Annotated in this window: 15 protein-coding genes; 1 reads left to right on the top strand and 14 read right to left on the bottom strand. The window is 31.1% G+C overall.

Annotated elements, in window-relative coordinates; translation table 11 throughout:
- Positions 1–3 precede the first annotated feature (3 nt).
- From ABDZ69_RS13210 to ABDZ69_RS13265, 12 genes are all read right to left on the bottom strand, one after another.
- Complete coding sequence (locus ABDZ69_RS13210) at positions 4–1,098, bottom strand: BMP family lipoprotein (RefSeq protein WP_343770333.1); 1,095 nt, start codon at positions 1,096–1,098, stop codon at positions 4–6.
- A 132-nt stretch (positions 1,099–1,230) separates the two neighbouring features.
- The gene (locus tag ABDZ69_RS13215; protein ID WP_343770335.1) at positions 1,231–2,070 is read right to left on the bottom strand and encodes a DegV family protein; all 840 of its coding nucleotides are present in this window, start codon (positions 2,068–2,070) and stop codon (positions 1,231–1,233) included.
- Positions 2,071–2,084: 14 nt separating this feature from the next.
- Positions 2,085–2,552: a tRNA (uridine(34)/cytosine(34)/5-carboxymethylaminomethyluridine(34)-2'-O)-methyltransferase TrmL gene (gene trmL, locus ABDZ69_RS13220; protein ID WP_343770337.1), complete on the bottom strand. Its 468-nt coding sequence runs from the start codon at positions 2,550–2,552 to the stop codon at positions 2,085–2,087.
- A gap of 78 nt (positions 2,553–2,630) precedes the next feature.
- Positions 2,631–3,638 carry a spore photoproduct lyase gene (splB, locus tag ABDZ69_RS13225; protein WP_343770339.1) on the bottom strand — a complete coding sequence of 336 codons (1,008 nt, stop codon included), beginning with the start codon at positions 3,636–3,638 and terminating at the stop codon, positions 2,631–2,633.
- A gap of 129 nt (positions 3,639–3,767) precedes the next feature.
- Positions 3,768–4,589 (bottom strand): Cof-type HAD-IIB family hydrolase, encoded by an 822-nt coding sequence (locus ABDZ69_RS13230; protein WP_343770341.1) that lies wholly within the window; start codon positions 4,587–4,589, stop codon positions 3,768–3,770.
- Positions 4,590–4,612: 23 nt separating this feature from the next.
- Complete coding sequence (locus ABDZ69_RS13235) at positions 4,613–5,290, bottom strand: N-acetylmuramoyl-L-alanine amidase family protein (protein WP_343770342.1); 678 nt, start codon at positions 5,288–5,290, stop codon at positions 4,613–4,615.
- An 85-nt stretch (positions 5,291–5,375) separates the two neighbouring features.
- A complete protein-coding gene (locus ABDZ69_RS13240) occupies positions 5,376–7,475 on the bottom strand; it encodes a transglutaminase-like domain-containing protein (protein WP_343770344.1) in 2,100 nt (699 codons plus the stop codon).
- Positions 7,468–8,631 carry a DUF58 domain-containing protein gene (locus ABDZ69_RS13245; protein WP_343770345.1) on the bottom strand — a complete coding sequence of 388 codons (1,164 nt, stop codon included), beginning with the start codon at positions 8,629–8,631 and terminating at the stop codon, positions 7,468–7,470. Before ABDZ69_RS13245 ends, ABDZ69_RS13240 begins: the two co-directional genes overlap by 8 nt.
- The gene (locus tag ABDZ69_RS13250; RefSeq protein WP_425544653.1) at positions 8,615–9,577 is read right to left on the bottom strand and encodes an AAA family ATPase; all 963 of its coding nucleotides are present in this window, start codon (positions 9,575–9,577) and stop codon (positions 8,615–8,617) included. The genes ABDZ69_RS13245 and ABDZ69_RS13250 overlap by 17 nt, the downstream gene beginning before the upstream one ends.
- 93 nt (positions 9,578–9,670) lie before the next feature.
- A complete protein-coding gene (locus tag ABDZ69_RS13255) occupies positions 9,671–11,065 on the bottom strand; it encodes a VanW family protein (RefSeq protein ID WP_343770346.1) in 1,395 nt (464 codons plus the stop codon).
- A gap of 149 nt (positions 11,066–11,214) precedes the next feature.
- Positions 11,215–12,024, bottom strand: coding sequence for a TPM domain-containing protein (locus ABDZ69_RS13260; RefSeq protein ID WP_343770348.1), 810 nt, complete (start codon positions 12,022–12,024; stop codon positions 11,215–11,217).
- A 2-nt stretch (positions 12,025–12,026) separates the two neighbouring features.
- Entirely contained in the window at positions 12,027–12,602 is a 576-nt protein-coding gene (locus ABDZ69_RS13265) for a LemA family protein (protein WP_343770349.1), read from the bottom strand.
- Between the two features lie 133 nt (positions 12,603–12,735).
- On the opposite strand from ABDZ69_RS13265, the gene ABDZ69_RS13270 reads away from it, so the two are divergent.
- A complete protein-coding gene (locus ABDZ69_RS13270; protein ID WP_343770351.1) occupies positions 12,736–13,977 on the top strand; it encodes a competence/damage-inducible protein A in 1,242 nt (413 codons plus the stop codon).
- Positions 13,978–14,085: 108 nt separating this feature from the next.
- Here ABDZ69_RS13270 and nth read toward each other — a convergent pair whose 3' ends face one another.
- Complete coding sequence (gene nth / locus ABDZ69_RS13275; protein ID WP_343770352.1) at positions 14,086–14,718, bottom strand: endonuclease III; 633 nt, start codon at positions 14,716–14,718, stop codon at positions 14,086–14,088.
- A 4-nt stretch (positions 14,719–14,722) separates the two neighbouring features.
- The gene (locus ABDZ69_RS13280; protein ID WP_343770354.1) at positions 14,723–15,424 is read right to left on the bottom strand and encodes a lysophospholipid acyltransferase family protein; all 702 of its coding nucleotides are present in this window, start codon (positions 15,422–15,424) and stop codon (positions 14,723–14,725) included.
- Positions 15,425–15,450 lie beyond the last annotated feature (26 nt).

The following is a 15,450-nucleotide window of genomic DNA, read 5'->3' on the forward strand; positions in this document are numbered from 1 at the left end:
ATATTAGATCTGTGGTACTTTAAATGCTTTAAGCTCTTCTCTAGTTGCTGGAACCTTAAACTTTCCATCTTTTATTGCTGCTTTATATTTATCTGATAATTCAAGTGCATCTTTCTTAACTTCTTTGTGGATTGTTGGTGCTAATCCAACTCTATCTTCTTTTATTCCAACTACTTTGTGTTCTCCACCCTTGAAAGTTCCATCTTGAACAGCCTTTATTGTATCATAAACAACTGCGCCAACTTTCTTTTCCATTGAAACAAGTATTATGTCTTTGTAATCTGGTAAAGCTGCTGCTTGATCGGAGTCAACTCCTATAGCCCATTTATTCATTTCTTTAGCAGCCTTGAATACTCCAAGACCAACTCCACCTGCTGCATGGAATACTATATCAGCACCAGCATTGTAAAGCATTTTTGCAGCTTCTACACCTTTTTGCTGATCTGTAAAGGAGTCAACGTATCTAACCATGTTTCCTGGTGTCTTAGCATCTTTAGGCATTAATAATTTTCCTGCCTCTGGGTTAACTGACATAACTCCAGCGATGAAACCACTTTCAAATCTTTGGATAACGTCTCCTTCTTTTCCCCCTATGAATCCAATTTTATTGCTCTTAGTCATTTTTCCTGCAATAACTCCTGCAAGGAAAGAACCTTCTTCTTCTTTAAATGTTATTGATGATACATTTGGAGATCCAACTACAGCGTCAACTATTAAGAACTTCTTATCTCCTAATTGTTTTGAAACATTAGTCATAGCCTGTTCCATCATAAATCCGCATCCTACTACTAGGTCTGCAGCTCCAGCCATAGTCTTTAGGTTTGGCTCATATTGTTCTTGCTGTTTTGATTCTATAGCATTGATATGCTCGATTCCCAGTTCCTTAACAGCTTTTTCAATTCCTTCGTAAGCAGATTGGTTAAATGATCCATCATTTACTCCACCTTCGTCAGTAACAAGACCAACTTTTACCTTTGTTTCCTGTTTCACTGGTTCCTTACCAGCTTCTGGTTTCTTTTCTCCTCCGCCACAACCTGCGAATAATGCAACTGACATTATTGATGCTGTAACTAAGGACACTAATCTTTTTTTATTCATCTTAAATACCCCTCCTAAAAAAATATATATTAAAATTTTGAATAGCATAGTATAGATTCTACATCGTTTACAATTTTCCTTCTCAAATAAGAAAATAAGCTTTTTATTTTCTTATCTTCTTATTTAAACTTACTAATAATTTTCTATAAAGACTACCCCGCAGGCTCCTTTTCCTGAATGCACTCCTACAACGCAACCTACTTCGCACTCAATGAAATCATCAATTTTATCTTTTAAATTTTCTCTTAAATTTTCTAAAATATCTTTATTGTCAACATGAAGAAGTACCGCAGTTTCTTCTTTATTAACTCCAATTTCATCGATATAATCTAATATGTATCTTATGGCCTTTTTGCTTCCTCTTACTCTATCAATTACGGCCATTTCACCATTGACAATACTAAGTATAGGCTTTATGCCTAATATAGTTCCTATTACTCCAGCAGTCTTAGATAATCTTCCACCCTTAACTAAATTATCTAGAGAATCAAAGGCAAATGCACATTTAACATGAGGAATTGCCTTTTTCACTTCATCATAAATTTCATCCGCTTTAAGGCCAGCTTCCTTTAATCTTGCAGCCTTAATAACCAATAGTCCAAAACTCATAGTTACATTTTGCGAATCTATTACATATATAGAATCACTCTCTAACATGTCTCTTGCAATACACGCTGATTGGTAAGTTCCACTCATTTTTGAAGAAAGATGTAAAGATACAATAGTATATCCTTCGTTTAGATATTTTCTATAGGCTTCCATAAACCTTTGTGGATTTACCTGCGCAGTAGTTGGAAACACATCGGAATTATCCATTTTATTTAATAATTCGTGAAGATTTATATCAACTCCATCTGAGTAGGTTTTTCCTTCAAAACCAACATATAAAGGCAAAACCTCTATGTCGTATTTATCTACTATGTGCTTCGGCAAATCTGCTGTGCTATCTGTTATTATCTTTATCTTATTCAATTGCTAAACCCCTCCTACTTCATACCCGGAAAATTCAATTGTCTTAATCCCTCATAAGCTACAATAGCTACTGTATTAGATAGATTTAAAGATCTTGTAGTGGTTTCTATCATAGGAACTCTAATACAATTTCCCTCTTGGCTATCTCTTATGTAGTTTGGTAACCCTGCAGATTCCTTTCCAAATATGATAAAGTCACCTTCTTTATAATTCACCTGGGTATATAATTTACTCCCATGAGTTGTTGAGAAATAAAAATTTGCTTCTTTATACTTATTTCTTAAATCCTCATAAGATTTATGAATCTCTAGATCTAAAAAGTCCCAATAGTCTAGACCCGCTCTCTTTAAATGCTTTTCATCCAAGCTAAAACCTAAAGGTTCTATTAAGTGAAGCTTACAATTTGTAAGCACGCAAGTTCTCGCAATATTTCCTGTATTTTGTGGAATTTCTGGTTCAAACAATACTATATTTAAAAACAACTATACTCCCCCTTATGTAAAAAACATGGTAAATATATATCATAATATTACTCTATAATCAGTAAATAGTAAAGAAGTCTAGATAATGTAATTTATATTATCCTCTCCAAATAAGTATAGTATCTTATTTTTAAAAAACTCTTTCATGTCCGTTAACTCTTCATCTTTGTAAATATATTTACCATATCCAAACTGACCATATTTAAATTTTCTTAAATCTTCTTCCATAGGAAGGGTGGTGCTTGGATATATACTAAGTATGTTTTCCTTGGCCCTTTTTGTAAACCTATGAGAAATAACTTCAAATTTTAAATCTATTCCTTTAAAGTCCTTATGAATTTTGTCAAAAAGCTCTCCATATTCATCTTTCCAATTTTCATACAAGAAAACTGGAGCTATTATAAAACCTAAAGGATAACCGCTTTCTTTAATTTTTTTGGCTGCTAATAATCTTTCCTCTAAAAGAGGAGTTTTATGTTCATATTTTTTTATCATGCTATTGGTATTTAAACTAAATCTAATAGTGGTTTTGTTATTGTGTTTTAAGTTTAACAAAGAGTCCACTTCTGCATATTTTGTGACAAACCTAAATAATCCATTTTCATTTTCTCCAAAATACTCTATAGCTTTTTTCAATGCGCCGCTATATTTTTCAACAGGTATAGGGTCCGAGGTTGCCGCTCCCTCAAAAATAGTAATATCAGGTTTTCTTTCCTCTATATATTTTCCAGCCTTACTTAATATTTCATCTATATTAACATGAATTTTTATATAAGGTCTCTTACCCATTTGAGTATTCAAATAACAATATTCACACATACCTGAACAACCGCTAACAATGGGTAGTTGATAATGAGCTGAAGGTTTACAGGATTCAAATTTTAGCCCTTTCCTTACTCCTACTACTAGTGTATTTTTACCTTCACCATACATTTCTCCTGGACTTTTACCAGGAATTCCTGTTATTCTCCCATTCTTTGAATATAATATATCCACATTTTCCTTCTCAAATCTTTTCAAAAGCTCTTCTCCTAAGGAATATTCTAAAGCCTTTTCCTCAAATATAACCCTTCTAGGTTTAAACATAAAATCACCTCTTAAGGGTTAGTATGCTACCTTTTCAGATTTTTAGTTAATAGTTTTTTAGATAAATAGTTAATGAAGAAATTCCTCTAGAAATTTCTACCATAACTAAAACACTAAAAATCTAAAATACTAAAAAATAAACTTCTCAATAACCTTACCTACTCCATCTTCGTCATTAGTATCTGTTATGTAATCTGCAACATCCTTTACTAGTTTATCACCATTACCCATAGCTACTCCAAGCCCCGCTGCCTTAATCATAGAAAGGTCATTTTCGCTATCACCAATACAAATTACTTCTTTCATGTCTATGTTGTAATAGTTTGCAAGGATTTCTACAGCTCTTCCCTTGGAAATTCCTTTTCTCATTACCTCTACGTTGTTTTTAAAGGAACTAACTACCTCTAACTCTTCTATCTTCTTTAGTTCTTCCTTTACCTCAGCTAACTTTTCCATATCTTTATCTACTATTATGCATTTCAAAATTTCATCTTCATTTTCTGTAAATATATTATTCCAGTTTGAAGTTATTACTATATTTATCTTTCTACCCTCTGGAAGGCTCTCGTTAGCCTTTGAATAATACTTTGAAGAATATATGAGCTTTTCTGTGTAAATAGTATTATAGGTGTTAAAATGTGGGTATAAGTTATATTTATTTATTACCTCCATTATTCTTTGGCAATTTTCTAATCCTAAAAGCCCTTTATAAATTATTTTATCTCCTAACTTTTCTCTTATATAAGCTCCATTAGATGCAATTATAGGTGTAGTTACCCCTATAATATCCGCATAATAGTACGCTGATGCAAAAACTCTACCTGTGGTTACAGCTACTTGAACTCCCTTTTCTGTAGCTTTTTTTATAGCTTCTAAATTTCTTTTACTTATTTCATGATTAGTACTTAATAAAGTACCATCCATATCAATACAAATTAACTTATAAGACAAATCAAACATTCCTTTCTAGCATATTAATTTTTAAGAGTAACATACTTTAGTATGCCCTTTCCAATACTTTCTCCTGTAGTTTTTAGTATATTTTCATTTGTTAATCTTTCTCTATCTTTTTCATTGGTCATGAAACCTATTTCTAATAAAGCACAGGGATAATTACTATATCTTAATACAGCTATGTTTTGTTCTTTTATCTCTCTATCAAACCATAATCCACTATTACTTACTTCTTCTTGGATTATCTGTGCTAATTCTATTCTTTCTTCCTTTTGAAATCCACCTTCAGAATAATAAAAAGCAGAAAACCCGTCATAAGAAGGCTCTTTAAAGGAGTTTACGTGAATAGAAATAAAAGCATGGGGTTTTATATCATTTACAAAATCACCAATCTCTCTGAGAGATAGTAAAATATCCTCTTCTCTTGTCATATATACTTTTACACCTTTATCTTCTAAATATTCCTTAAGATAAAGCCCTATTTTTAAGTTTATATCTTTTTCATATAAATCTTGATAGCTTGTCCCTTTATCAATTCCACCGTGGCCTGGATCTATTACTATAGAATAAGTAGCATCGCTTTTTTCCGTAAATAAAGGCAAAACTTCTTTTCTATAAAGATAAAGATTATTATTAATATCATAATTTACAAATAGCGCTAGAAGTAACATTATAAAAATATAAACTCTCAATTTCATATTATAACTATCCTTTGCATGTAATTTATTTATGTGGGCTATACATGATATACCCACATAAATAAATTATACCATAATTTGTAAATTATTTATTAAAAATTCTATATATATAATACTTCCAAATTCCTCTCTTTTCTTTTATATATCTCTCTATAAAATAATAATAATCCTTTTTATTTTCTATCTTCTTATCTAATTTTGTAGGACTATAATATTCTTCAAAAACCTGGCTTACCATTTCTCTCATCTTCAACTTTAGTATTTCATCTTCAATATTATTAACAAACTCCATTTCTCCCTCATGAGGCTGTATTCTTATATTTATATCCTTAAGTCTTTTTAATGTATAAATATACAATGGAATTAATTTTTTACACTTAATTAGTTTATTTTTTCTAAAGATTATATATAATACTCTAAGAATAAAAACTAACACTAAAAGAACAAAGCTATATTTATAATTAAATCTTAGAACGCTTTTATGGTTTGTTTCAATAACTCCTCCCCCATCCTCTAATTCCTGTCTATTATCTTTATTACTTTCAATGCTATCATCTTCTTTATTTCTTTCAACTTCTTCTCTTTCTATCCTCTCAATTTCCTCAAAAGCTGATGGAGTAGCATCCAATATAGCCCATGCATCTAAATCTTCATCTATTAATATTTCACTCCAAGCATGGGCATTTTTATTAGAAACTATATAAAGCCCATTAACATCCTTATCATAGCTCATATTAAAGCCTTCCACATACCTTGAAGGTACATTAATCATTCTTAACATTATAGTGGCTGCTGTGGCAAAATAGGTACAATACCCCTTTTTTTCAGTAAATAAAAAGTGATCTAAAAATTCCACTCCTTCTGGCATTTCACTAACATCTAGAGAGTATTTAAAAGTAGTATTTAGGTAATTATATATATCTTTTATTTTATCCTTTCGGTCTATAGAGCCTTTAGTAATTTCTTCTACTAGATCATAAACCCTTTTAGGAATATTAGGTGGTAACTGAAGATAGTTATCATATTTTCCGCTTTCAGTATGATTAATATAATCAATGCTACTATACAAAGAGTCATAAAACTCAACTCGATATTCATTCTTCATAACTTTAGAGGATAAAAAGACCTTGTCTTTATTGAAGTATAATCCTCCAGACTTTTTATAAATATTCATTGTATTTAGAGGTGAAAATAGGGTGGATGTATTTATTTTAGTAGGATATATTGTAATGTAGGTCTTTTGACTTTCATTTACTACATTTGGCACTGGAATTGGATTTTTATTAGTAACTCTTTTAAAAGAATCCTCACTTATCTTCCATGAAAAGCCATCATAATAATCCTTAGCAACCCCTCTTAAATAATAGGGTTTATCCGAGGCAACCTTTAAAGCCTCTTTGCTATCTAATTGAACAGGTCCTCCTAGCTTTTTATCTGTAGGATTGTATCCTGAGCTAGATAAATTATAAGAATCTTCCTGGTCAATATTACTTTTGCTAATTTTATTTATAATTCCATCTTCACTATAATATTTTCCCTCTATGTCTTTAGGCAAAAAACTTTGCACCGCTGACAGAACAATTGAAAATAATAATATATATACTATTGGCCTTAGTGTACTAATACCCTTTTTAAGATTATCTATATAGCTATGTATAGAATAAGTACAAGTATTTATTAATACAAAATAAAAGGTATATCCTTTTACTATTTCCACATAGCCATAGTACCAATAAAATAGCATAATTGCTAAATTAAAAGCTATTATAAAATCACTAAATAATTCATTTCCTATTTTTAAAATTAATAAAGAACTTAGGGGGATAACTATAGTTATTATAAATTTATATTGGTAGAAAAATGTGATTTTCCCATTAAATATGCTATCGTTTAGCGTTAAAATGTATTGTATATTTAAAGCAATAAGTTTAGCTACATATTGTTTATTGTAATAAATAATTAAAGATGCTATAAAAATTAAGATTAAACCAAGAAGTATTTTATATATCTTTTTCCAAGGCAAATACGCAAAGAGATAATATATTAATGCACCTACCCCAAAGCATATGCTAAAATAAATATACGAAAAGTTTTTAATCTTAAAACACTTTTCTGTAACTCTCATTATAAATAACATATTTACATAGGTTACTAGTAAACTTATATAATTTTTAAAACTATTCATAAACATCCTTCCTTAAAATGGAATTAATAACTTCTATACTATTGGTTTTTAAATAATGAGTATTTTCTATAGTATCTTTACTATTACTTTGACAAAAGACCTTAACCTTATATCCTGATTTGCTTATAGATAGCAATGTTTCTCTTATTTCTTCATTAACTTTAGGCGTGAAAACTATAACTGTACTATTCCCTCTAACTTTTTTAAAATTGTCTATTAAGAAGCTTGAAAACTTTTCATCTCCTTCGCTTTCATGAAGTAGAAAATACTCCATAAGGCTTGAAAAATCTTCTTTAGTATTTATATACATGCTCATATTTTCTTTATTGTGAATATGTATTCCACTTTTAATATTGTTTGTTAAAACATAATTAATAATAGAAATACATCCTTCTATAAGTTCCTCTTCCTTTTCTTTCCCACCTTCGGTAAAATAATCTTCCTTGTTCATATTTAAAAATATATTATATTCTTCTCCTTGAAGAGCATCGAATTTTTTTACATATAGTTCACCATACTTTGCACTGAGTTTCCAATGAATTTTTTTCAGACTGTCTCCTATTATATACTTTCTTATATCTCCTACAGAGTAATCTTCCTGCATTAACCCTTTACTGTTTAAAATATTCTTCACAAATTCCTCTGCTGGAAAACTCAACTGGCAAATATCTTGTACTCTAGGATATACCCTTACTTTAAAATTTTTTTTCATTTTTTTACTTAAGGTAACTATATATAAATAATCCTTAAAGGTTAAAGTTATATCACCGAAATCATAGATCCCTCTATACGAAAATTTGATAACTCTATTTATTCTTTTGTTTTCATCTATTTTCATATTAAAGAATTCTCCATTATAAAGAGGCTCTAGGCTATATAGAATTTTATTCTTTAGCTCCACACAGGAAATGGGTAGGATATTATAGTTTTTAATTATCTGAGTTAGTTTTACTTCTTCTTTTCTGCTTATTATATCCTTATCAAATTTTATGTCCACATTGATATTCCTACATTGCATTGCTAAAATTATGAAAGATAATACAAAGGGTACAAAAAAGCTATAAAAGACTACGTAAGGAAGATACCCTCCCTCAAAGTAAGCAAAAGCAAAGCTTAAAACAATGAAAATAACAGTTTTTTTATTTACTTTTATCATACTTCTCATCCTTTACTCTAGGAACTGGTATGAGTTTCATAATATCTTTTAGCACCTCTTCAGATGTGAGATTATTTACTCTTCCATAAGAAGATAAAATGATTCTATGACTTAACACTGATATTATATTTTCCTTTACGTCTTCAGGTATTACGTAGCTTCTTCCACTTATAAAAGCCCAGGCTTGAGCTATTCTAAGTAGGGCTAAAGAAGCTCTAGGACTTACCCCTAAAGTTATGTTTTTATTGTTCCTTGTAGCTTCTGCAATATTTACAATATAGGAGTTTATTTCTTCAGATACATAAATCTTTCTTACTGAATTTTGAATCTTTAATATATCCTCTCCACTGGCCACACTTTTAATTTTATCCAAAGGTTCATCCTTACTATATATATTTAGCATTTCTTTTTCAAATTTTTTTTCAGGATACCCTATTTTAACCTTAATCATAAATCTATCTAACTGCGCTTCAGGAAGAACAAAAGTACCTTCATAATCTATTGGATTTTGAGTGGCCATAACAATAAAAGGTTCCTCTAATCTGTAGGTATCATTTCCTTCTGTTATTTGCCTCTCTTCCATAACTTCTAATAGAGAAGATTGAGTTTTCGGAGAAGTTCTATTTATTTCATCTGCGAGTATTATATTAGAAAATATTGGTCCTTTCTTAAATTCAAACTCCATAGACTTTTGATTATATATAGAAATACCTAAAATATCTGATGGCAGAAGATCTGGAGTAAATTGAATTCTTTTATAAGAAAGATTTAATGATTTAGCTAAAGCTTTTACCAAAGTAGTTTTTCCCACTCCTGGCACATCTTCAATTAAAATATGTCCATTAGCTATAATTCCCTTGATTATATTGTAAATCTCAAATTCCTTACCTATTATAACCTTTGAAACATTATATACGATTTCCTTTATAACTTCGTTTCCCATCATGATTTAATCACCCCATAAGTTTAGTTAGATATATTATATATATAAAAAAATTGCGATGCAATTTTTTTAAAAATAAAATTGCATCACAATTTTTTATTGTTTAACAGCCTTTTTAGGTCCTACTTTTATAAGTCCTTCCACTGGTCTATAGAAATCATTGGATATTAATTCTTGATTTACTAAGGCTCCATTTTCATAAATATTTCTGTATACCTTAACTTTATATCCTGTATATTGGTTTTGCACTACTTCCTTAGCTCCTTCTGGAAGCTTGGGATCCTCAACAGTCTTTGTAGTACTATCTAGCTTTTGATATACATCTGTAGATATATCATAACGTCTTTTAGCTAGGGATTTATTGGAGTATATGTTGAAGGTCAGGTTACCACCACTGGTAATCCCTTGAATATATACTGGGTACGTTAAGGTATTTTTAAATTTATAGTCTATATTTCCCCAATCCACCGTTGCATCTCTTCCTAAAGGCACATAGCTAGAAGGTAAAGTATGGTGAACTCTTTCTACTGATTTCATATTTGCCATGAGCACAGCATTATAAAGAGTAGATGAAGTTTGACATATTCCTCCTCCAAGTCCTGATTCTACTTTGTTTCCTATAATAACTGGGGCTGCTTGATATCCTCTATCCCAAGTTCTTTCTCCTACTATTTCATTGAAACTAAACACATCTCCTGGCATAAGTACAATTCCATTTATACTTTTTGTTGAAACTACAATATTATTTGCCCTCTGTGGAGAAGAAATTGTTCCATAATGGGTTGGAAAAGATGCTATTAAGCTATCAATGCTTGCCAAGGCTTCCTTAGCTATTTTAGGCTTAATGTCTTGTATTACTGCAGTTACAATTATATCCTGTCTTGTTCCATCTTCGAGATTAGCATATATATCTTCAGAAAGCTTGTCCTTATTTAGCTTTTTCCCTACGACTTCCGGAGTAATTTTAAACCCGTTTCCTTCTCTATTTATTTTTGCATCTTGTGGATTTTTATTTACTGCTTTTTCTATATTATCTACAAATTTTTGAAGAAGAGCTTTATCATAACTAAAATCTAAATTAATTACTTTTTCTTCAGATTTTTTTATTAGCTTGTACTTTTTAAATAAACTCATGTTTTTGCCATATACAATAGCTTCATTTATAGCTTTATCTATATTATAATCGGGCTTTATTTCACTAAAACCTAAATCATAGTTTTTATCATTAGTTTTTACAGTAATCTTTTTTGAAGCTACCTTATTACTAAAGTTATCCTGTAAAACTTTTTTTCCTTCTTCTAAGTTTTTCCCTGATAAATCAATACCTTCTACCTTAACACCAGGGTAAATTAACTTATTATAGTACTTTACATAGCTATAGGAATAGCTAATAGCTGCTGAAACAAAACCTAATATTGATAAAATAAATATAGATGATATTACTATAATTGCTTTCTTTTGAGCTCTTGCTCTTTTCTTTTTCCTGCTCATTTGCATCACCTCACTGATTACAATTTAATTATACTATATAATACTATATATACAATAATAGTACGGTTTTTATATGCTAAAAGTCAATTAGAAACGAAAAATAATAAGCAGAAAAGTTATAGTAACTTTTCCGCTTTCTTACATAATCACTACCAATCTCCTGAGGATCCTCCTCCACCTGATGAACCTCCTCCAAAGCCTCCAAAGCCACCACCTGATGAGCCTCCACCGAAGCCTCCAAAGCCGCCACCGCCTCGTCCGCCTCGACCACCTCTATTATTCCAAAAGGAACTCCAAATTATCAGATTTAATATTTCTCTTGTTACCCTTCCCCTATTTAAAATAGTATCTAAGGCAATAAGAAATAATATTATTCCAACAATTCCTCCTCCAGAACGAGAAGTGGTACGCCTACTATTATTAGGGATAGTAACCCTTTCATTTTTATTTAACTGTACCCCATATTCCTTACCTATGACATCTGCAAAAGCAGAATAGGAATCTTTTATTCCCTTATCGTAGTCTCCCTTTTGAAAGGCTGGCTTAAATATACCTTCCATTACATTATCTGTGTACAGGTCAGGTACGGCCCCTTCTAAGCCATACCCTACCTCTACTCTTCTTTTTCTTTCTTTCATAGATACTAATATTAAAAGACCATTATTTTTTTCCTTTTGACCAATGCCCCAGTTTCTAAATAAGCTATTAGCATAGGTTTCAATATCGTAATCTCCAAGAGAATCTATGATGACTACCACAGATTGAGCCCCTGTTTTGTCTTCTAATTCTTTTCCAAGGGATACTATATATTCCTTTGTACTAGAGCTTAATACACCAGCATAATCATTTACATACTTTAACTCTGTAGGTTTGGGTATATTAACCTCTGCACTAGCAGTACTTATACAAAAGGTTAATACCAGTAGAAGAATACCTAAAAACCTTTTTATCTTTTTCATAACTACTTACCTGTATTAAAGTCAACTTTAGGTACTTCCTTAGCCCCTTCACTTGCCTTGTAATAAGGTTTTTCTCCAAATCTAAAAACAGAAGCTACTAAGGAATTAGGAAATTTCTTAATTGTAGTATTGTATTCGCTTACTGCAGTATTATAATCTTTTCTAGCAATATTAATTCTATTTTCTGTTCCTTCTAATTGAACCATTAAACTTCTAAAGTTTTCATTAGACTTAAGCTCTGGATAATTTTCTACCACTACAAGTAGTCTTGAAAGTGCGCCAGATAATTCATTATCTGCATTAGCTCTTTCATTTACATTCCCTGCTCCTCCAAGTTTTGCTCTAGCATTTGCTATGTCTGTAAATATTTTTTCTTCTTGTTTTGCGAAGCCTTTAACGGTTTCCACTAGGTTTGGAATTAAATCAGACCTTCTTTGTAGGTCACTTTCTATATTACCTTGCGCTATATTCACCTTTTGCTCTAGACTAATCATTTTATTGTATCCACTTATAACTGGAGATACAAGCAATATTAATATTCCTATTACTATTAGTATATTTCTAAGAGTTTTATTCATTTTTATACCTCCTTTGGTATTCATAACTTATTATAATATATTCTACTTTAAAAAATACCTTAACTTCAACAATATAATATTTATTTAATAATAATTTAATGTTATGTTTATATTATGTTAAGGAGGGATTATTATGATAGCAGAAATAATTTCTATAGGAACAGAATTATTACTTGGAGATATTTTAAATACTAATGCTCAATATTTATCTAGAAGGCTAGCAGACTTAGGTATAGATCTTTATCACCAATCTGTAGTTGGAGATAATGGAGAAAGATTAAAAGAAGAGTTAGAGAGAGCCTATAGTCGATCAAACTTAATAATAGCTACTGGCGGCTTAGGTCCTACAAAGGATGATCTAACTAAGGAAATTGGTGCGGAATATTTTAATAAGCCTATGGAATTACATGAAGAGTCCTACAAGATTTTAAGTGAGCATTTTCAAAGATTAAATAGAGAACTAACTGAAAATAATGTAAAACAGGTTTATTTTCCCGTAGGTTCAATTATACTACCTAATCCTTTTGGAACCGCCCCAGGGTGCATAATTGAAGATGATGGTAAAATTCTAATTTTACTTCCTGGTCCGCCAAAAGAAAATATACCCATGTTTGAAAATCATGTTGTTCCTTATCTCAATAAATTAACTACCCATACTTTTATATCAAAAACTTTAAGAATTTGTGGCATTGGAGAATCCATGGTGGCTACAAAAATAAACCACATAATAGATGAGCAATCTAATCCCACAGTAGCTCCCTATGCAAAAGATAGTGAAGTTACTTTAAGAATAACTGCAAAGGCTAAAAATAAAGAAGAGGGTTACAACCTTATAGCACCAATGGAAAAAGCTATACAGAAAATATTAGGAGACAATATATATGGTACAGATGAAGATACCTTAGAGGGCGTAGTAGGAAAATTACTTATAGATAATAAATTAACCCTAGCGGTGGCCGAATCTTGTACTGGTGGATTGCTTTCTGGAAGACTAGTTAACTATCCTGGTATTTCAAATGCTGTAATTGACGGATGCGTAACTTATAGTAATGATGCAAAAGTTAAAAGGCTTGGAGTTAAAGAGGCTACTCTAGAAAAGTATGGAGCAGTTAGCGAGGAAATCGCAAAAGAAATGGCAGAAGGGGTTGCTAAAACCTCTGGAGCTGCCGTAGGCATTTCCACCACAGGTATTGCTGGTCCTGGGGGAGGAAGCGAAGAGAAACCTGTAGGCCTAGTATATGTTGGCATACACATAAAGGGTAAAACCTTTGTTAAAAAACTTCAACTCTCTGGTAGTAGGCAAACTATAAGGGAAAGAACAGTGACCTTTACACTGGATTGGCTTAGAAGGAAGCTACTTTCCCTATATATTTAGTTTTTTAGTTGTTTAGTTAACTAGTTTTGGAGGAAATTCCTTTATGGAATTTCTTCATTAACTAAAAATCTAAAAAACTATTAACTAAAAAATCAAGAACATGCGCCATTAGACGCATGTTCTAAAATACTGGCACCACGGTGCTATAGGACACCTCTCACATTCTGGTTTTCTCGCTTTACAAGTATATCTGCCATGCCATATTAATAAATGGTGTGCATGACTCCACAATTCTTTAGGAATGTTATTCATAAGTTCATTTTCCACTGCTTCTGGAGTTTTTCCTTTAGCTATGCCTATTCTGTTAGAAACTCTAAAAACGTGCGTATCTACAGCTATAGCAGGTACTCCAAAGGCATTTGATAAAACTACATTTGCAGTCTTTCTTCCTACTCCTGGAAGTCTAATTAAATCTTCCATATTCCCTGGTACTTCACTGTTATAATCCCTTATTAGCACTTTAGAAGTCTCCATTATATTTTTACCTTTAGTCTTATATAATCCACAGGTCTTTATCCTCTCTCCTAATTCATCTTCCGTTAAAGAAACTATTTTTTCAGGAGTATTATATTCCTTAAAAAGCTCGCTAGTTACAATATTTACCCTTACATCTGTACATTGAGCTGATAGTATGGTAGCCACCAGCAACTCATAAGGAGAACTAAAATTAAGTTCACATTCTGCACTAGGATAGGTTTTCATTAACTCTTGTAGTATTTTGTCTATTGTTTCTTCATTCATTAAATCACCCCTTGTAAACGCCTCTATATTCCTCCGGTAAAAGCTCTGCTATGCTATACATGAAATGGTTTAATATTTTCTCTTCGTATTCGTGCCTATCTTCTCCTTCTTCTTTTGAAGGTATGTCTAAAGGCCTTCCTATAGTAAGCTTTACTTTAGCATGATGAAATTTTTCTGAACCCATATCCTTTTCATTTATAGGAAGAAGCTTTTCTGTTCCACATAAGGACATTGGAATAACTGTAGCTTTAGATAGCTTTTGTATTAATACTATACCCTTTTTAGCCTCAATCATACTTCCTGTTCTGCTTCTTGTTCCTTCGGGAAATATAAGTACATTATTACCACCTTTTAAGCACTTCACTATAGAAGATATAGATTCTTTATCTGCAGTATTTGGCTTTATAGGTATGGTTTTTGTTATTTTTATTCCTAAATTAGTAAGGGGGTTATCAGAAAGCTTTACTCCCGCTACAAAAGTTAAATCTTGATCTTTTAAAACCTCTCTAATAACCAGACCATCTGAATTACTTAAATGGTTGCATATAAATAAAAGTGGTTTCTTTAATCCCTTTATATTTTCTAATCCCTCTACCTCTATATCTGCATATTTATTTAAATATCTTGTTAACATTTTATTAGCAATAAATAAGATTAAACCTTCTGGAAGGTATGAAATAAATTTTGCTGTTTTTGGAGAAATCATTCTCACCCCACCCTTTCATAAACAGA

Origin of the sequence: Clostridium malenominatum, assembly GCF_039521365.1 — a bacterium.
GTDB classification, from domain to species: domain Bacteria; phylum Bacillota; class Clostridia; order Clostridiales; family Clostridiaceae; genus Clostridium_AW; species Clostridium_AW malenominatum.